The 18,894-nt window shown below is 39.6% G+C and carries 20 protein-coding genes; 9 read left to right on the forward strand and 11 right to left on the reverse strand.

The features are described from left to right. Window positions 1-206: 206 nt before the first annotated feature. From ACRRMM_RS07985 to ggt, 5 genes are all read right to left on the reverse strand, one after another. Window positions 207-938 carry a sulfate/molybdate ABC transporter ATP-binding protein gene (locus ACRRMM_RS07985; protein WP_428828905.1) on the reverse strand — a complete coding sequence of 244 codons (732 nt, stop codon included), beginning with the start codon at window positions 936-938 and terminating at the stop codon, window positions 207-209. A 15-nt stretch (window positions 939-953) separates the two neighbouring features. Continuing rightward, a complete protein-coding gene (cysW, locus tag ACRRMM_RS07990; RefSeq protein ID WP_041507422.1) occupies window positions 954-1,823 on the reverse strand; it encodes a sulfate ABC transporter permease subunit CysW in 870 nt (289 codons plus the stop codon). Between the two features lie 5 nt (window positions 1,824-1,828). Next, a complete protein-coding gene (gene cysT, locus ACRRMM_RS07995) occupies window positions 1,829-2,674 on the reverse strand; it encodes a sulfate ABC transporter permease subunit CysT (protein WP_017359153.1) in 846 nt (281 codons plus the stop codon). 11 nt (window positions 2,675-2,685) lie between these two features. After that, window positions 2,686-3,717: a sulfate ABC transporter substrate-binding protein gene (locus ACRRMM_RS08000; protein WP_251185939.1), complete on the reverse strand. Its 1,032-nt coding sequence runs from the start codon at window positions 3,715-3,717 to the stop codon at window positions 2,686-2,688. 258 nt (window positions 3,718-3,975) lie between these two features. After that, on the reverse strand, window positions 3,976-5,730 hold the full coding sequence (gene ggt / locus ACRRMM_RS08005) for a gamma-glutamyltransferase (protein ID WP_148780207.1): 1,755 nt from the start codon (window positions 5,728-5,730) through the stop codon (window positions 3,976-3,978). Window positions 5,731-5,957: 227 nt separating this feature from the next. Here ggt and ACRRMM_RS08010 point away from each other — a divergent pair, with 227 nt between their 5' ends. The 6 genes from ACRRMM_RS08010 (at window position 5,958) to ACRRMM_RS08035 (ending at window position 9,539) form a co-directional block, all read left to right on the forward strand. After that, the gene (locus tag ACRRMM_RS08010; protein WP_135226790.1) at window positions 5,958-6,416 is read left to right on the forward strand and encodes an ASCH domain-containing protein; all 459 of its coding nucleotides are present in this window, start codon (window positions 5,958-5,960) and stop codon (window positions 6,414-6,416) included. A gap of 206 nt (window positions 6,417-6,622) precedes the next feature. Further along, complete coding sequence (locus ACRRMM_RS08015; RefSeq protein WP_017359157.1) at window positions 6,623-7,240, forward strand: DUF47 domain-containing protein; 618 nt, start codon at window positions 6,623-6,625, stop codon at window positions 7,238-7,240. Window positions 7,241-7,255: 15 nt separating this feature from the next. Continuing rightward, complete coding sequence (locus tag ACRRMM_RS08020; protein ID WP_017359158.1) at window positions 7,256-8,254, forward strand: inorganic phosphate transporter; 999 nt, start codon at window positions 7,256-7,258, stop codon at window positions 8,252-8,254. Window positions 8,255-8,392: 138 nt separating this feature from the next. Continuing rightward, window positions 8,393-9,163, forward strand: a complete 771-nt coding sequence (locus ACRRMM_RS08025; RefSeq protein ID WP_019743468.1) for a type II toxin-antitoxin system SpoIISA family toxin — start codon at window positions 8,393-8,395, stop codon at window positions 9,161-9,163. Then, a complete protein-coding gene (locus ACRRMM_RS08030) occupies window positions 9,132-9,308 on the forward strand; it encodes a type II toxin-antitoxin system SpoIISB family antitoxin (RefSeq protein WP_008346289.1) in 177 nt (58 codons plus the stop codon). The genes ACRRMM_RS08025 and ACRRMM_RS08030 overlap by 32 nt, the downstream gene beginning before the upstream one ends. Before the next feature lie 99 nt (window positions 9,309-9,407). Further along, window positions 9,408-9,539 carry a hypothetical protein gene (locus tag ACRRMM_RS08035; protein ID WP_255201815.1) on the forward strand — a complete coding sequence of 44 codons (132 nt, stop codon included), beginning with the start codon at window positions 9,408-9,410 and terminating at the stop codon, window positions 9,537-9,539. Here the strand turns inward: ACRRMM_RS08035 and ACRRMM_RS08040 are convergent. Next, on the reverse strand, window positions 9,528-10,427 hold the full coding sequence (locus ACRRMM_RS08040; RefSeq protein WP_428828904.1) for an N-acetylmuramoyl-L-alanine amidase: 900 nt from the start codon (window positions 10,425-10,427) through the stop codon (window positions 9,528-9,530). The genes ACRRMM_RS08035 and ACRRMM_RS08040 overlap by 12 nt on opposite strands. A gap of 311 nt (window positions 10,428-10,738) precedes the next feature. On the opposite strand from ACRRMM_RS08040, the gene ACRRMM_RS08045 reads away from it, so the two are divergent. After that, window positions 10,739-11,323, forward strand: coding sequence for an ImmA/IrrE family metallo-endopeptidase (locus ACRRMM_RS08045; protein WP_017359603.1), 585 nt, complete (start codon window positions 10,739-10,741; stop codon window positions 11,321-11,323). Here the strand turns inward: ACRRMM_RS08045 and ACRRMM_RS08050 are convergent. Beyond that, window positions 11,314-11,937 carry a poly-gamma-glutamate hydrolase family protein gene (locus tag ACRRMM_RS08050; RefSeq protein WP_017367070.1) on the reverse strand — a complete coding sequence of 208 codons (624 nt, stop codon included), beginning with the start codon at window positions 11,935-11,937 and terminating at the stop codon, window positions 11,314-11,316. The genes ACRRMM_RS08045 and ACRRMM_RS08050 overlap by 10 nt on opposite strands. 244 nt (window positions 11,938-12,181) lie before the next feature. Between ACRRMM_RS08050 and ACRRMM_RS08055 the strand changes: the two genes are divergently transcribed. Further along, window positions 12,182-12,553 carry a DUF5412 domain-containing protein gene (locus ACRRMM_RS08055; RefSeq protein ID WP_017359605.1) on the forward strand — a complete coding sequence of 124 codons (372 nt, stop codon included), beginning with the start codon at window positions 12,182-12,184 and terminating at the stop codon, window positions 12,551-12,553. Window positions 12,554-12,593: 40 nt separating this feature from the next. Here the strand turns inward: ACRRMM_RS08055 and ACRRMM_RS08060 are convergent, their stop codons facing one another. After that, window positions 12,594-13,418 carry a methyl-accepting chemotaxis protein gene (locus tag ACRRMM_RS08060; protein WP_428828903.1) on the reverse strand — a complete coding sequence of 275 codons (825 nt, stop codon included), beginning with the start codon at window positions 13,416-13,418 and terminating at the stop codon, window positions 12,594-12,596. 221 nt (window positions 13,419-13,639) lie between these two features. Here ACRRMM_RS08060 and ACRRMM_RS08065 point away from each other — a divergent pair, with 221 nt between their 5' ends. Further along, window positions 13,640-15,109, forward strand: coding sequence for an NAD(P)/FAD-dependent oxidoreductase (locus ACRRMM_RS08065; protein WP_428828902.1), 1,470 nt, complete (start codon window positions 13,640-13,642; stop codon window positions 15,107-15,109). A 27-nt stretch (window positions 15,110-15,136) separates the two neighbouring features. Here the strand turns inward: ACRRMM_RS08065 and hag (ACRRMM_RS08070) are convergent, their stop codons facing one another. The 3 genes from hag (ACRRMM_RS08070) to ACRRMM_RS08080 form a co-directional block, all read right to left on the reverse strand. Continuing rightward, a complete protein-coding gene (gene hag / locus ACRRMM_RS08070; protein ID WP_025207195.1) occupies window positions 15,137-15,958 on the reverse strand; it encodes a flagellin Hag in 822 nt (273 codons plus the stop codon). Between the two features lie 290 nt (window positions 15,959-16,248). Continuing rightward, the gene (gene hag / locus ACRRMM_RS08075) at window positions 16,249-17,160 is read right to left on the reverse strand and encodes a flagellin Hag (protein WP_396485270.1); all 912 of its coding nucleotides are present in this window, start codon (window positions 17,158-17,160) and stop codon (window positions 16,249-16,251) included. Between the two features lie 225 nt (window positions 17,161-17,385). Continuing rightward, window positions 17,386-18,867 (reverse strand): Kelch repeat-containing protein, encoded by a 1,482-nt coding sequence (locus ACRRMM_RS08080; protein WP_428828901.1) that lies wholly within the window; start codon window positions 18,865-18,867, stop codon window positions 17,386-17,388. Window positions 18,868-18,894 lie beyond the last annotated feature (27 nt).

Below are 18,894 nucleotides of genomic sequence, written 5' to 3' on the forward strand. Positions count from 1 at the left end.
ACATGTAACAAAAAGAATGAACATTTTAAAATAGAACCTTTTGTAAAGCGCTTACAAATAGATGTTTTATAAAATGTTCAATACTGTTACCTTTGTAAAGATATTATAATATTCGAAATTATAAGTCAATGTTCCTAGGAAAATTTTTATAAAAAAAGATGCAGCTTTTTGCCGCATCTCTTTCATTACATCACATCAACTTCTTGTTAAATATGGCTTCCTATATCTAAAAATTCAGCTACAAAAAGGTTGTCTGTCTGCTCTGTCATTTCTTTTTTTGTGCCGATTTTTTCGATTCTGCCCTCATTCATCACTACAACACGATCAGCGATATCAAACGCTTCTTCTTGATCATGCGTCACAAAGATGGTCGTCATTTGAAATTCTTGATGAACTTTTTTCAGCCAATGTCTTAATTCTTTTCTCACCTTTGAATCTAGTGCACCAAAAGGTTCATCTAAGAGAAGAGCTTTCGGTTTAACGGCTAGAGCACGTGCGAGTGCTACACGTTGCTTTTGTCCACCTGACAGCTGCTCTGGATAACGGTGTTCATACTGCGTTAATTGAACAACTTTCAGCAGCTCATGCACCCGCTCTTTGATGTCTTTTTTAGGCAGCCTTTCTCCTCTAGGTTTCATCTTCAATCCATAAGCCACATTATCAAATACCGTCATATTTCGAAAAAGCGCATATTGCTGAAAGACAAAACCAATTTGCCGTTTTCGCACTGGGATGTGAGTATAATCCTGTTCTCCAAATAAGATCTGTCCTGCATTCGCATCATCAAGCCCTGCAATAATTCTTAATAAAGTCGTCTTACCTGATCCAGATGGTCCTAGTAAGGATATTAATTCCCCATTTCCGATCGTCAAATCCACGTTTTGCAAAACCTTCGTCTGCCCAAATTGCTTTGATATTTGTTTCGCTGTAATCCCCAAGGCTGATCCCTCCATTCATTTTGAACGCTTGCCAAGCCTGTGATCTCTCTGCTGAATGATCTGCTTGATGATTAATGTAATGACCGCTACAAACGCCATGAGAGAGGCCACAGCAAAAGCCGCTTGGAATTGATACTCGTTGTATAGAATTTCTATATGAAGCGGCATCGTATTCGTCATTCCGCGTATATGACCAGATACAACCGACACTGCACCAAATTCACCAATTGCCCTAGCCCCTGCTAAAATGGCGCCGTAAAAAAGGGCCCATTTTATATTTGGAAGTGTCACAAGGAAAAAGGTCTTCCACCCACTGGCACCAAGCGTAAGCGATGCTTCTTCCTCATGAATGCCTTCATTTTGCATAAACGGAATTAACTCTCTCGCAACAAAAGGAAATGTCACAAAGATGGTCGCAAGAATCATCCCCGGTACAGAGTAAATCACTTTCCATCCATTTGCTAAAAGCCACGGTCCTAAAAGTCCATTTGAACCAAATAAAAGTACAAATACAAGTCCTGCAATGACAGGTGACACCGCAAATGGAAGATCAATGACAGTCGTTAACAAACGTTTTCCCGGGAAATGAAATTTTGTGATGAGCCAAGCAGCACTGACCCCAAAAATCATTTGAAGCGGCAATGTGATCATCACAATGAAAACAGTCAATTTAATTGCCGCAAGCGTGTCTGGATGTGAGATGGCAAGAAGATAAGAACTCCATCCTTTCTCAAAAGCCTTTGAAAACACAGCAATCAACGGCATGAGTAAAAACAAAATCAAAAAAGCATACACCACACCAATCAACATACTCTTCACCGCTTTTGATTCCGTCACAGGACTCCTGTACTTGATGCGGTGCTCTTTAAGAAGCTCCCTTTCCAATCGTCTCACCTCACTTCCACTTGTTTTTTCCGCTCGACAAACCACTGCAATCCGTGAATCAATAACAAAATGACAAATGATAAGAGCAGCATGAAACAGGCAATGGCTGCGGCACCTTGATAATCATACTGCTCAAGCTTAGACATGATCATCAGTGGTGTAATCTCTGTTTTAAACGGAATATTTCCCGCTATAAACACAACGGAGCCATATTCACCGAGTGCTCTTGCAAATGCAAGAGAAAATCCAGTCATTACCGCTGGAAACAAGGCAGGCAGCAGTACATGAAAAAAGGTCTGTTTTCTTGTAGCACCAAGTATGGCTGCGGCCTCTTCCACTTCCTGCTCAAGCCCCTCAATGACCGGTTGAACCGTTCTTATGACAAATGGAATGCCAATAAAAATCAGTGCCAAAATAATACCGAGCGGGGTGTAAGCCACCTTCACATGCAAAAATTGCCCAATCCACCCATTCGGAGAATAAAGAGTCGTCAAAGCGATGCCGGCCACTGCCGTTGGAAGAGCAAACGGCAAATCGATGAGGGCATCCAGGATGTTCTTTCCTGGAAACGAGTACCGCGTGAGAACCCATGCGATCAGTACACCGAAACCTGCATTGATGAGTGCAGCTGCAAAAGAAGTCGTAACCGTAAGCTGCAGCGACTTTAGCACCCGCGCATCACTAAAGACATTCCAAATTCCTTCTGCTCCTAATGAAGCCGTCCAAATAAATACCATAGATAAAGGAATCACGACAATCGCACTGACATAAACAAGTGTCACTCCGAGACTCAGCCCGAATCCAGGCAATACACGTTTTCTTTTATTGGCGGCAGTATAGCCTTTCTTCATCACGTCGCCCCCTATTTTTGTCCGCTATATATTTGATCAAATAATCCGCCATCATCAAAAAATCTTTTCTGCGCCTTTCGCCATCCGCCAAATGCCTGATCAATGGTCACCATATCAATCTCTTTAAATTGATCTTTATATTTGTTTAGCACTTCTTGATTTCTTGGTCGATAATAGTTTTTCGCCGCAATTTCCTGTCCTTTTTTAGAATACAAATAATCTAAATAAGCCTTTGCCACTTTCTCTGTTCCTTTTCGTTTCACATTTTGGTCGACAACGGCAACGGGCGGCTCTGCTAGAATACTAATGGAGGGACTGACAATCTCAAATTTGTCTTTACCTAATTCATGCAGTGTTAAATAGGCTTCATTTTCCCAAGCAATTAACACGTCACCAAGACCGCGCTCGACAAAAGTTGTTGTGGCGCCACGAGCACCTGAATCGAGTACTTCGACATGCTCATATAACTTTTTCACAAAATCCTTCGTTTTTTCTTCATCCCCATGAAAGGTTTTATCGGCATATGCCCATGCGGCTAAATAATTCCATCTTGCACCGCCTGACGTTTTTGGATTTGGTGTGATGATAGATACACCTGGCTGAATCAGGTCATCCCAGTCTTTAATATTTTTGGGGTTTCCTTTCTTCACAAGAAACACAATCGTAGACGTATAAGGTGTGGACTGATTTGGAAATTCTTTTTGCCAATCCTTTGAAAGTAGCCCTCGATCTGCAATGGCATCAATGTCGTACCCAAGAGCAAGTGTAGCCACGTCTGCTTCGAGTCCATCAATAATCGATCTCCCCTGCTTACCCGATCCTCCATGAGACTGCTGTATCGTCACATCTTCACCGGTTTTGTCTTTCCAATAAGTCTGAAAGGCTTGATTGTATTCCTGATACAATTCACGTGTAGGATCGTATGACACATTCAACAGCTGAATCTTTCCCTTTTGATTTGAGGCTTCATTCGCATTTGAGCATGCAGCACTTGTGATGATGAAAAGTGTCATTGCAATAGACATCCATATCCATTTTTTCATGTTATCCGCTCCCTTTCACATTGAATAGTGACACCAACCTTGCCGTTTTCAGTTCTATACGCAAAAAAGGCTCTCAGCGATTGAAGTACAAAAAAGTCCTGTACGTCAATGCCAAGAGCCTTCGGTTGTCCGATCAGCTATGTATGATTGATGTTAGTCTATATATTATTCAAACTATTCACAGGTGTCAACTATGTTTTTATTATAATGAAAAAAAGAAACGCCGTCTTGATGAGGCGCTTCTTTTCCCGGGAAATGCTATTGATCTGCAGCTACCTTTAGATTGACACCAACAGCAGTTCCATTTCTCGTTGAATCAGCTACTCCAGTGAATGTCCCTGCTTTTCGATCAATCAGTAAAGCTTGCACATTCCCTATATCAATAGGGGAACTGCCAAACTGGTGACCCATATCATTTAACTTTGTTCTTACATCTAGAGGGACACCTACTTCATAACGATACGAAGTTAAGCTGTTTGTGTAGATTCTTGGCTCTTCTACCGCATCCTGAAGCTCCATGTCATATTCAAGTAAATTGAGAATCGTCTGTGAAACAGAAGCAATGATCGTCGTTCCACCAGGAGATCCAACAGTCATGACAGGCTCTCCATCTTTAAAAATGATCGTCGGTGTCATACTTGATAATGGACGTTTATTTGGCTGGACTTCATTTGCACCGCCAGGTCGTGCATCAAAATCAGTTAGTTCATTATTTAAGAAAAATCCATACTCTGGAACAAGAATCCCTGTACCAAATAATTGTTCAATGGTAGTGGTGAATGACACAACATTTCCCCACTGATCTGCAACAGTAAAATGGGTCGTCTCACCAATGGTTTTATCTTCTGGCTGAGGAACAATTGGGGATGGATTTTTTTCATCCTCATATGCCCAAGGATCTCCTTCTTTCGGGCTGCGATTCATTTGATCTAATTGAATGAGAGAGGCTCTTTCTGAAATGTAATCATCGTCTAGTAGTCCTTTTAGTGGAACATCTACGAATTCGGGGTCGCCGGCATATGCGGCTCTGTCAGCATAGGAGAGGTGCATTGTTTCAGCAAGCAGCTGATATTTTTCGAATGATTTGGGGTCATACTGAGACAGGTTAAAATGGTCAAGTATTTTGAGAATTTGTAGCATAAACACCCCGCCTGAGCTTGGTGGAGGCATGCTTGCAAGCTGATATCCTTTATAGTCTCCCCAGATTGGCTTGTCAGTCTTGACTTCATAACGTTTGATATCTTTTGAAGTCATCGTCCCGCCAAAATCTTGAACTGTATTTGCAAGTGCCTTTGCTACTTTTCCTTCATAAAATGCTTTGCTTCCTTTTTTCGCAATGAGTTTAAATGTTTTTGCAAGACCTGGCTGGACAAGCAGATCTCCTTCTTCGAGCGGCTGATCATTCGGAAGAAAAATTGGCGCTGCGGCCGTTTTTTTCAATTTTCCTTGATGATCATCAATCGCTTTTGCCAAGACAGAATCAATTTTAAAACCATCTTCTGCAAGTTGAATGGAGGGCTCAATCAATTCCTTCATAGAACGAGTACCCCACTTATCTAATGCAGCTTCAAGACCTTTTACAGTCCCTGGAACACCTACCGCATTTCCATGTGTAGATCGCTCAGCAAACGGAATCACTTTTCCATCATCTGTTAAAAACATGTCAGGTGTTGCGCCCTGTGGTGCTCGCTCTCTGCTATTGATGATGGAAGTTTCCTTTGTTTTCCCATCATAAACCATCATAAATCCGCCACCGCCAATTCCTGACATCATTGGCTCTGTTACGTTAAGTGCGTACTGAATGGCAACAGCAGCATCCACTGCGTTCCCACCTTTTTTCAATACGTCAGCACCAATCTCCGATGCAAGCGGATGTGCAGTAGCCACCATACCATCTTTACCAACAGCTACTTTATTCCCATGAGTTTCGTTTGCAGTGACTTGGCTGACCGGCAGGAAAAACGAGAAAACAAACAGACATATGGACAAAACAGTTAGAGAAATGCGTTTCATGAACAACACCCCTTCCATATTCTTACTTTGACCTTACCGACTTCTTGACCAGAATACAATAGATTATTCTAAAATTTCAAAATTTTTCATTCTATCATCCTATATCTGCCAATCAAAACGCATGTTTTCAAAACATATGACATGCACATCTTGTAGTAATAAAGACATGCGTTTTCCAAGTTTGAAACTTCACGATATAATAAACTCATAACAAAGGGGGAAAAAGGATGAACCACAAAAGCACTTTATTTTGGGAATCTTATTGGGAAGAAAAATCAGGAAAAACTCCTAATCACGCCTCTGTTTCTGCTTGGGCATTTGGCGCAGATCCAGATCACTTGCTTGACCTTGTACAACAAGGAAAAAAAACAGCCACTTGTTCTGGATACCTTTTTTACGAAAAAGAACAAGAGCCTCTTCCAAAACCCGGTCAATATGCGGTCATTTTGGACAGCAGGGAGGAACCAAAAGCCATCATAGAGATCACACAAGTAGATATCATGCCAATGAATGAGGTTCCTGAATCATTTGCAAAAGCAGAAGGTGAAGGCGATCTTTCATATGACTATTGGTACAAAGAACATGAAGAATTTTTCACAGAAGCCCTTAAGCCGTACGGATTAACATTTAAGGAAGATATGCTTCTTGTTTGTGAGCGATTTAAGCTTGTTTATTCAGCTTCTTAACGTTTAAGCGGTGCCAAAAATGGTCCGCTTTTTTGCTTTCTTTTCCCCTTTCTGAAAAAGGTGAGTTGAGATCACATCTTTAGGTCAGAATAAGATCAAATAGAAAAAGTGAAGAAATTTTCGACTACACCTGTTTTTTTTCGACAAAAGAATATATAATTATTTGATGTGTGCATTGTCTCATTTATACAATGGAGGGTTTTTACATGTTAAAAAGGAAAAAAGACAAGTTTTCCGTCTTGTTAACGGAAATTGCTAAAAATTTAGATGAAACTGCTGAGTATTTTGTTAGCTATAAAGTAACAAATCAAACCACTCTGAAAGAATTTTCTGACACATTGAAGGAATATGAGACAAAAGGTGATAATCATGTTCATACCATGATTAAAGAGCTGAACAAAGCCTTTATTACACCGATTGAACGTGAAGACATTCTTCAATTGACGAATAGCCTCGACGATGTTTTAGACGGCATTGAGCATTTTTCAGCAACTTTAGAAATTTATTCAATTACAAGCTCTGACGAACATATCGACAAATTCAGCCACTACATCAGAGAATGTGCGAAAGAAATTTTAACGACTATTGAATTACTGGCTGATAATCGCTTGAAAGATATTCATCCGCACGCAATCAAAATTAAAGAGATTGAGCATAATTGTGACAATCTTCACCGCAAATCACTAAAGAACTTGTTTGGAAAAGAAACAGACCCAATTAAGGTCATTCAATACAAAGAAATTTACGAAACACTTGAAGAAATCGCAGATTCCTGTCAAAGTGTTGCCAACAATCTAGAAACAATCATTATGAAGAATGCGTAACGGGGTTAGTTAAACATGGATACATTACTCATCCTTACCATACTTATTGTCATTTGTGCACTTGCTTTTGATTTCATTAACGGATTCCACGATACAGCAAATGCCATTGCTACTTCAGTTTCAACAAAGGCGTTAAAGCCAAGACATGCTATTATTATGGCAGCGTTTATGAACTTCTTAGGAGCAATGACATTTACAGGTGTGGCAAAGTCCATTACAAAAGACATCGCAGATCCTTTTACACTTCAAAACGGATCTGTCGTCATTTTGGCTGCTTTAATTGCAGCGATTACTTGGAACTTGCTTACTTGGTATTACGGGATTCCGAGTAGTTCTTCACATGCACTGATCGGATCAATTGCAGGAGCTGTTATTGCCTCTGCTGGTTTTGGCGCTTTAAACTATTCGGGATTCATTAAAATCATTCAAGCACTTTTGCTTTCACCTATCCTGGCTTTTGTTTTGGGATATATCGTGTATACCATTATCAAAATTATATTCCGAAACAATAATCTCGCAAAAACAAATAAACAATTCCGACGTGTTCAAATTTTAACGGCTGCACTGCAATCGTATACCCACGGAACAAACGATGCGCAAAAAGCGATGGGAATTATTACGATGGCTTTAATTGCAGGTAATTTGCATACAACAGACGACATTCCTTTCTGGGTACAATTCTCTTGTGCGCTTGCAATGGGACTAGGTACGTCTATTGGCGGCTGGAAGATTATTAAAACAGTCGGTGGTAAAATCATGAAGATTCGTCCAGTAAACGGAGTATCTGCAGACTTAACGGGTGCAGCTATTATCTTCGGTGCAACATTTATTCACTTACCGGTTAGTACCACTCACGTGATCTCATCTTCTATTCTAGGTGTAGGTTCTGCACATAGAGTAAAAGGGGTCAACTGGGGTACGGCAAAACGTATGCTTGTCACTTGGGTGATCACATTACCGATTTCGGGAACTCTAGGGGCACTTATATACTTTGTGTTAAATGCGATTCTTTAATATCAAAGACCTGTCTAACAGGTCTTTTTTTATTTGTTTTCATCCTCTTTTTCTGCAAGCCATTTTTTCATGAAGCAGGGTTTCCAATCATATCCATAGAAATAAATAAGTATCCATCTGTCTATGGGAGAGAAGAACATGCTATTATTTTTTCAATTGACTGTTTGGTTATTGCTAGGTGCTCTTGCTGTATATGTATTTGCGGTATGGCGCTTTGAACAAAAAGTAAAAGAAAAGATGTTTGCAATTCGTAAAACGTGGTATTGGATTTATGTAGCGGGTGCTGTTGTATACTGGACAAATGACCCTGCTTCAATCTTCACCGATTGGATGCACTACCTGATTATTGCTGTTTTTTTCGCATTAACTGATGCCTTTATTTTCCTCAGCTCCTATATTAAAAAACTCGGAAATCATGAACTTGAAACCGACACCCATCAACTCCTAGAACAAAATAACGACCTGCTTCATTCTTACCTCAATAAACTAAAAACGTACCAATACCTATTGAAAAATGAACCGATCCATGTATATTATGGAAGTATAGAAGCATATATAGAGGGAATTGAACGACTGATCTATTCTTTTGCAGAAAAAATGAATATTCAAGCAGTTCTTTGTCCTTATGATACGCAGGAGCAAAAAGATGACCTGCTGCGGACACTTGATCAGAGAGCACTTATTCAAGCAAAGCTTGACAGGCAGGAAGTGTATTACGATGATTTCGGCAAATTGGTTCTCATCCCGTTTTCAGTAGCGGATGCACACTTTGTGATTAAGCTGACCTCTGAGGATATTGTCACTGAATTCGACTATTTATTAATGACTTCACTTACAACGATTTATGACCTAATCTTGCCTGACGAAGAGGAAGGTGATGAAGATGGAACACGCACTTCAAGGGGATAATAACAATCGCAAGAAAAACCCATTTAAGATTTTAAAGAAAAAGCGCCATATTAGTATGGCTGATTACAAAGTAAGTCCCCATACGGAGCGTATTTTCAAAAAGAATGAACAGCTCCTAGATGAGTATAAAAATAAAAAAGCTTGATTACACTAAAGGACGCGGAACTTTATCCGCGTCCTACTTCCGTTTTCACATCTACTTGCATACAATAAAACCAACTGCTGCAACGATTGAGGTGCCAATATGAAAAAGAAACTTAAACAATTGAGGTATGTTCAGTTTGCTGAATTTAAGCCATCCCCTTATATCTGCCGATTACATGAAAAAAGTGAAGCCGTCATTCAAGCGGCCAAAAAGAAAGACTCACTGATTTAATAGTTGAAGCAACTTCACTTTTGTTTTAGGACCGTATACTCCATCACTTGTTAGACCATTCATCAGTTGAAATCGCGCGACGGCATTGGCTGTTTTTTCCCCATAAACGCCATCAATGCCCTTATCTGCAGCTGTTTTGTCAGGATAAAAATACACAGCAGCAAGCGCTTTTTGGACGAGACGTACATGCTCCCCCTTTGTCAGAGGTGATGTCACCTTTAACACCCCATCCGGCAGTTCATAACTGAGCTTTTCTTCTGCAAGATAAATCTTGAGAACTTGTCCAACTCGAATCATGTTCGGGTCACTAATCTGATTCCATGTCTGTAAATCACTCACTGTGACACCATGGGCTTTGGCAATACTCGTTAGCGTATCCCCGCTTTTCACCACATATGTGATCACCGTTTCCGGATCACCTGCAGTCTCAATTCCTCTTTTAAATTCATCCCATGTAGCTAGCAGCAGACGTGGACATGTTTTTCCTGACCAATGCTGATGCGTCACCACATTTGCTAATGGAATGCCATGTTCTTTTAAAAGCTTTTGAATAAGCCACTGGGTATGTTTGACAGCTTGTTGAAAGTTTCCATCCTCATTTTCACAAATTTCAATGCCAATCGATTTTCGGTTGCCATCTCCATGTCCATCCCCAGCATGCCACCCATTTTCATTTAAAGGGAGATGCTGAAAAATTTCTCTGTCATCCACTGTGAAGTGCCAGCTTACCTCTGTTGTTGAGCGTTTGACATATGCCGCATGACTTTTTGCGTCAGCTCCCTTAGATGTATTGGCTGTGTTATGCACAGTTACATAAAGCGGCGTCATAGCATATCCTGGCCGATTTCCGTTTCCAACTGGAATAAAATCTTGATAAATTTGTACCATGTTTTGCACTCCTTTTTGCTAAATTGATGTTTGATCTTGCTCATCAATCGGTGGCAAACGTAAGACAAATTTGTTTGTTTTCGTCATAAGACTATGGTAAAATTTGAATTCAATCGCCGTTTTATCTTTGTAAAAAATAAAAAAATAGAATAAAAAACAGGAAAAACTTCCAATTTTCTTTGATTTTATGTTAAAATTGTTAAAAACAAGCCGATATAAAAAGTAAGCGATAGCTTTATTAGCCATTTAGTCCTATATGGACTTTTCTTTTACGGCAAAAATAGAACATACGTTTGTATGGAGGTTTTGACATGACTTATTTTTTAACCCATTTAGAAGAAGATATTAAACGGTTATACACTCAACTGCAAATAAGTGGTCCTGCTTATGTAGACATGCATAGGATCGCAGCTGAATTTCATGTATGGGTACACTACGAGGATACTGGCAGCATGATGATCAAACATCAAGGTCTTTACAGTATTATTTTAAACAGAGCCTTATCGTCAGAAGAACAGTGGCAGGATTTCGCCCACGAGCTTTGTCATGTGCTGAAGCATACAGGCAACCACTTTAACATGCACAAGCTCTTTCGAGAACTGCAAGAGTTTCAAGCAAAACAATTCATGTATCACTTTTGTGTTCCGACTTTTATGCTGCTGCAAATGACGCTCCCAAACCTTAGGCAGCAAGCCATTTTGCATATTGCTCAAACATTTCATGTCACTCGGGCTTTTGCTGAAAAACGGCTTGCTCTATTTGAACAGCGAAGAGCCGGCATTCAATTTCAAAAAGAATTCACTTCTTATTTAATGAGAGCCAGCAAGGTCGCAGAAAATGAAGCTACATATCAAACAAAAGCGTCAGCACACGTGACGTCAGAAGTTTATTCATAAAGGCTTAACACTTGTTTCAGCGCATTTGTGTATTGATAAAATTGTTCGGTTTGTGTATCACGCCTACGGCTCCGCCTAAAGTCTTGAAAGAAAGCTCTTCTCTGAGCTTGGCTAATTTCAATTTGAACACTTTTTCCTGTGAGGCATTGATTATTAATATTTTGAGGATGTGTTCCAGCAAATTGATCCGATTCAGATAAAAGCAAGGCATGGAAGCCATTTTGTGTGAGACACTTCACTGTTTCAGCAGCTTTTTCCCTGTCGGTACCGCCAACTAAAGTTTGTAGGACGTCTGTTTCTCCATAGCCGTGCAGTGCAAACGTATAATGATGTGTATGCACTTGAGAAAGACAAATCGGCTCATCAAAACGTGTGCTCGTAATGTGAAGAACATGATTGCCTTTCACTTTAAGGCCCTCGAATAAATACATAGAATAATCCGTTGCTACTTCATGGACCAGCTCGCTCACGCCAGATTCAATTCCGCCCGCATGAGGTGACAGGACGAGAAGCTGATCCCCTTTCCGCTGATGAAGAATTTGATAGTCGATCCCTTTTCTTTCATGAGCGGAAAGCTCTTCATAATTTTGATACGTATCTATGATTTGATTCATTCCATCTGCCCCATTTCTCTATATGAGCATAAGTCTACTGATCGCAAATTCTTTTGTAAAGTGTTTTCGAATAACCAGTGTGATCTGAATGCATCCTTAAATTTTCCTTATCTTTACGGGCTAACTGTTGAATGTTGAGAAAAAATGACCGATAATTGAAATGAATAGAACTTTTGGACTATATGAATCTTTTTGTAATCTCTCTCATATATTAGAATATTGCGATCTACACCTGGAGGAATTCATGTTTAAAAAGAAAACCACCATCATCCTTGCCATCTTATGTCTTAGCTTCGCTGGAATTATTTACTGGAAATGCTTCTCTCTTCAAGGCGTGTCTCACGGGACATTCATCCGCTCGATATCATCACCTGATGGAACCTATACCATTAACACGTATCGACATAGCGGAGGAAAGCTAAAAGAGAATGCGGTCAGAGCAGAAATTGAAAACAAACTCACCCATCACAAGAAAACAATCTACTGGAAGTACCCTGATAAAGATCCACTGATCAAATGGGAAAATGCACAGCTCGTTCAAATTGGACATGAGTTTTTAAATGTGGTCAAAGGTGAAACATACGATTATCGCTTTGATCAGAAAAATAGAAAATAACGAGCCAGCAAAAAAAACGAACCCTTTTTGGATTCGTTTTTTACGTTGACATCACCTTTTGCATAAATTCTTTCATTTCTTTGCTAACTGTCGTCAACCTGTCTACAATTTCACTAAACTCCGTCACAAGTTGGGCTTGTTCTGAAGATGACCCTTTCATATGGCCCATACTCTCAAGTAATGTATGTATATTAGAGGAAATCCCTTGCAATGAGCTTTCTATATTTTCCGTTGCACGTGAGGTTTCGCTTGAGAGCTTTTGAACCTCGCTCGCTACCACACTAAAACCCGCTCCCTCTTTTCCTGCCCTGGCCGCTTCAATTGAAGCATTCAATCCTAGCAAACTCGTTTGTTTAGAGATACCTTTGATCATTTTAGTAATATCTGAAGTTTTTTTCGAGCTTTCAAGTGTTTGCTGTGTTTGGAATGTCATTTCCTCACTTGTCGCAGAGAGCTCTTCTGAATGAGCCGCCACCACATGTACTTTTTCTTGAATACTTTGAATGATGTCGTTCAATGACTCCATATACGCCTCGAGTTCTATTTGATTTTTAAGCGGAAAACCTAAAGCGATTGCACCAATGACTTGATGATTTTCATCGAAAATCGGCAATCCCATTGCATTTAAAGGCGTCCCATACACCGATTCAGGTACGAATGTACTTGATGTTTCTCCTCTAAGCGCATTTTTCATATTCTGATCATCTGGTTTAATGGGATCTCCTGTCCGTATTTGAAAATCCACATCTTTTGATGGCAAATACAGCAAGAATTTTTCTCGATCAATGACACCCATCGTCACTTCATCTTTTAAAATCTTCATCATATAAGGTGCTGCGGTTACAATACTCTGTAGTATATCCATTCTCTCTACCCCCTTAATGTATTTATCGGTCATTCCTCTTAAATTTGATCATTATTTTTTAAAAATAATGATCAAGATTGAAGTTTTTTTCATATTTACGAGTAAAAAGTATGCCAATTCCTTTCTATATTCAAAAAAACGAGAATTTGCTATACTTAGAAAATCAACATATGATGAAATGGTCATGTAACCATTTTATATATTCACTGGAGGCGCATGTTGTGACACAACCCATGAAGTATGAGCGGGCGATCGTCATCGGAGGCGGAATAACGGGAATGCTCGCTGCAAAGGTTTTATCAAGTTTTTACCTTGAAGTATTGATCATTGAAAAGGACGAATTGCCAGACGCTCCTGAAAATCGTCTTGGCACGCCTCAAGCTTTTCATCCACATAGAATGCTGCCACTAGGCAAACAAATCGTGGAACGTCTATTTCCTGGTTATACAAAAGAATTACTCGAAATGGGCGGGTACAACACATGGCATCAGACATCTCGATTTATGACAAAAGATGGCGAGTTAGTACTCACCGATACTGAAGAAACAGCTGTCACACGACGTGCCATGCTAGAGTGGGTGCTGATGCAAAGAATGTTACGTGAGGATCGTGTTCAATTTTTAGAAAAACATGAAGCGATCGCTCTTCTTTTTGAAGAAGAAACGACTAAAGTGAGTGGATTACAGGTCAAAGATCGGAGGATAAAGCCTGGAATCATCAACAAAATGAGTGCGGACATAGTCATTGATACGTCTGGAAGAATGTCTAAATTGCCAAAATGGCTGAAAAGCGCAGGGCGAACCTTGCCGCAGACAGATGAGCTAATCGTGTCTCTTGGCTATAGCACAAGATACTACCAAATACCACCTGAGGCACCGAATCTGGAACCAATGGTCATCATTGGACAGCCAAATAAGAAAATTCCAACAGGACTGTTTGAACGAGTAGATCATGATTTAGTAGCGGTTCTTCTCTCAGCAGCTGGCGGCTCTCATTATCCAACAACGGACGCTGATCAGTTTGATGTAGAGACCGCTAGGCTGACCAATCCCTCTATAGCAGAAGCCATCACTCATTTAATTCCCTATACGAAACCAAAAGGATTTAGAGTTCCGGCTTGTGTCAGAAACCACTATGAACAAATGGAAGATTGGCCAAGCGGCTTATTGGTCATGGGTGATGCCTTATGCACATTAGATCCAATACATGGTCAGGGAATGACAAAGGCAGCTCTTGAGGCACAGACACTTGAGCGTATGCTCAAACAAGCACAAGAAGATGAGCTTATTTCTTTTGAACGGCATACCTTACAACAAATGCAGCACGCCAATGAGCTTGGCTGGTGGCTTTGTGCAATTGCGGATATGGCTTGGGAAGGCGTCGAGTTAAAAGGAACCCCCATTCCCCATCTGACATTTGTACAAGAATTTTTCAATTATTATGTACAATATGCCGTTCAAACAAAACAAACTAAATACCTTGAGGCATATCATCGTATGCATTCATTCTTAATAGAACCGAGAAAAATCATCAACCTAGAGCAGCTGCAAGACATGATTCAAGCTGACTCCACTGGTGAGGTCGGCCACTGGTGGCATAGGTGGGATCAAAAGAATGATGAATTAAATCAAGCTTTCTTCTACGAAGCTGTTCCTGATTTTCAATTACATCTGTTGCTAAAATCAACATAAAAAAAGCCCCTCAACGGGGGCTTTTAATTAACGTAATAATTGAAGTACGTTTTGTGGCTGTTGGTTCGCTTGTGCAAGCATTGCTTGAGAAGCTTGAGAAAGAATGTTGTTCTTTGTGAACTCACTCATTTCTTTCGCCATATCAACGTCACGAATACGAGACTCAGCAGCTGTTAAGTTTTCAGCAGAAGCACCAAGGTTGTTAATTGTGTGCTCTAGACGGTTTTGGACTGCACCAAGTGCTGAACGTTGTTTAGATACCGCACCGATTGCAGCGTCGATTTTTGCTACTTCAACGTCAAAGTCAAAACCATCTTCATTCACTTTAATATCTTTGACAGTCAATGTTTCAGCGTCCATTTTGCCGATCTTTACGTTGATATTTTGCTCAATGTTCGCTCCAATTTGGAATTGGAATCCATCCTCTACACTACCATCTAATAGATTCTTTCCGTTAAATGCTGTACGCTGAGAAATCCCATCAATTTCATCAACCAAAGCAGTAAGTTCTTCTTGAATCGCCGTTAAATCTTCAGTCTGCTGTGTACCAACGTTACCTGCTTGAACTGTCAATTCACGCATACGTTGAAGAATCGCATGAGTTTCAGTTAATGCACCTTCAGCTGTTTGAATAAGAGAAATACCATCTTGTGCGTTTTTAGATGCCATTTCTAATCCGCGGATTTGTCCACGCATTTTTTCAGAGATTGCAAGACCCGCTGCGTCATCTCCTGCACGGTTGATACGAAGACCAGAAGAAAGCTTCTCCATGTTCTTTTGCCCTGCTCCATTATTTGCAGACAAACGGTTCAGTGTGTTAAGTGCTGCGATATTGTGGTTAATTCTCATATTAAATGACCTCCATGTGTTTGAACCAATTAGACATCCATGTCCAAAAGTTCTAAATTAGAATTTTTTTGTAAGCCTTACAATCCATTTATCGAACTTTAATGGAATATGTTTAACAAAAAAGGAATAAATAAGGAAAAAGTCTTATTCATTATGATTGTTTCGCTAGAGTATGCCAAATTTAAAGGTCATTTTTCATGATTTATCAGAGGGATTTAAGAATCATAAGACTGGAGAAAATGTGAAGGAAAAAACAGCATAAAAAAAAAGCCCCATCAAGGGGCCTTTCATTAACGTAGTAATTGAAGTACGTTTTGTGGCTGTTGGTTCGCTTGTGCAAGCATTGCTTGAGACGCTTGAGAAAGAATGTTGTTCTTAGTGAACTCACTCATTTCTTTCGCCATGTCAACGTCACGGATACGAGACTCAGCAGCTGTTAAGTTTTCAGAAGAAGCACCAAGGTTGTTAATTGTGTGCTCGAGACGGTTTTGAACCGCACCAAGTTTACCACGTTGAGCAGATACTTGGTTAATAGCTTCATCAACAATCTTCAATTGTGCATCGAAACCAATATCAGCTTCGTCAGCAGCATTGTCAGCAAATTTTGTCACATCGATATCATTTACAGAATGAAGAGCTGCGATTGAACCATCAGCTTCTTTAATTCCTAGTGCACTTGCACCCATATTTTCGATGTTTACTCCAATTTGTTGAGTAGCGTTAGCACCAATTTGGAAGATCAAGCTTTTTGTAGTAGTAGGATCTCCAGTATCTTTAAAAGTACCGTCTAACAATTTTTTACCGTTAAACTCTGTACGGTTTGAGATACCATCTACTTCTTCTTGTAATGCTTTGATTTCATCTTGGATAGATGTAAGATCAGTATCTTTATCTTGTGTACCAGTGTTTCCAGCTTGAACTACAAGCTCACGAACACGTTGAAGGATTGAGTGAGTTTCAGTCAATGCACCTTCAGCGATTTGGATAAGAGAGATACCGTCTTGTGCGTTTTTAGAAGCCATTTCTAATCCGCGGATTTGTCCACGCATTTTTTCAGAAATTGCAAGACCAGCTGCGTCATCTCCTGCACGGTTGATACGAAGTCCAGAAGAAAGTTTCTCCATGTTCTTTTGGCTCGCACCGTTGTTTGCAGATAAACGGTTTAATGTGTTAAGTGCTGCGATATTGTGGTTAATTCTCATTTCCTATTACCTCCATGTATGTGGGACCTGACAGACGTCCTTGTCTGAAAAAAGTCCTTTATTCTAGGGCTTATCAACCCTGACAATTCTATTATCGGACGTAGTTATGGGATGTTTAGCAGATTTTTAAAAAAATATCTTATTTTTTTATGATATTCATCCTGTTTTTAACAATAATGTAAAATATAAAAAACTGCTGACCTATTATCAGCAGCTTTCATTTTATTAATATTGCTTGATATCAAACATTAAGATATTTTGGTACACCACATAATCTTTCTTACTTGTGAAAGGTCCTTTATTGTGTTCATCATTGATCTCATAAAAGTTCATTCCGATTCCAAAGCTTCTTTCTTTATACCAATTAAGAAAATCGTTGATTTCTTTCATTGAGAGCAGATAATCCTTTTGTAACCCATTGATCATGGTAATAGAAAGGATACCTTTCGCAGTTTCTTCTCCTGGTTTTGTTCCATCTTGGTCTTTCGGTTCTTCGGTTGTACCGTCACCTGGCTTTGTTCCGTCTTGATCCTTTGGTTCTTCTGTTGTACCATCACCTGGCTTTGTTCCGCCCTGATCTTTCGGTTCTTCTGTTGTATCATCATCTGGCTGTGTCCCGTCCTGATCTTTCGGTTCTTCGGTTGTACCATCATCTGGTTTTGTTTCCTCCTGATCCGTTGACACTTTTTGCAGATTTTTTAATTGAATAGAGATAACAGATTTAAAATTGTTTTTGACAGAATGACTACCAATTGATTCAGCATAGTCTCTTCCACCAATAACATATAATTGATCATCAGCAATAACTGCCACAGATCCAACTCTACCTTCAGGGATTTCATATAAAGAATCTTTAACTTGACTAGTTTTTGGATCAAATATTTGAACTTGTTTTAATAATTTGCTAGATCTATCTCCAATTTGCTGTCCACCAATGATAAATAGTTTATGATTATATGTCGCAAATGCAGCTTCATAGGCAAAAGAATTTAATTGAACATCCTTTAAGCGTTGCCACTTCCCTAGCGACCTATCATATTCTAAAATGTCTTTATCTTTCCCTCGGCTAACATTAGCCTCACCACCAGCAATATATATTTTCCCATTTATTTCTGAAATACTTCTACCTTGGTGATTCACTAATAGGGAACTATCTAAAGATTCCCACTCTCCACTTACCGTATCATAGGAATAAAAATTTTCTTTATAGGATGATAAAGAGGATACGATATAAATCTTTTCTCCAACTGTAACAGCTCGTAAGGCACCTGTTGTATAGGATGTATATATAAATTTATCAGGCATCTTAATCGGTTCTTCTGTCCATTGGTCAAGTTCTGTATCATAAACATCCATAGTTCTATGAACTGTTTTAGTCGTTTCATAGAGACCGCCAATGACATAGATTTTTTTGTCTACTGTCGCATAAGCAGCACCTGTTCTTGACCTAGGCATAGCTGATTTTTCTGTCCACGAATCAGTTTTAGGATCATACATATATGTTGAATCATTGAACTTAGACTGCTGGCTAGCTCCACCGAATACATATATTTTTCCGTCAACTACACCTACACTTGCTCCGATACGCTCTTCCGGTAAGTCCGCTCGCTTCGTCCAACCATTTGTCTCAGCTGCATGAGCCTTTAACGGATGAATTGTGACCATCATAAAAATGGTCAAAAGCACTAAAAATAATCCTTTTTTCATCGTTTCTTTCCTCCATCTCTTAAATAT

This window comes from Bacillus sp. XT-4 (genome assembly GCF_050864245.1).
GTDB classification, from domain to species: Bacteria; Bacillota; Bacilli; order Bacillales; family Bacillaceae; genus Bacillus; species Bacillus altitudinis.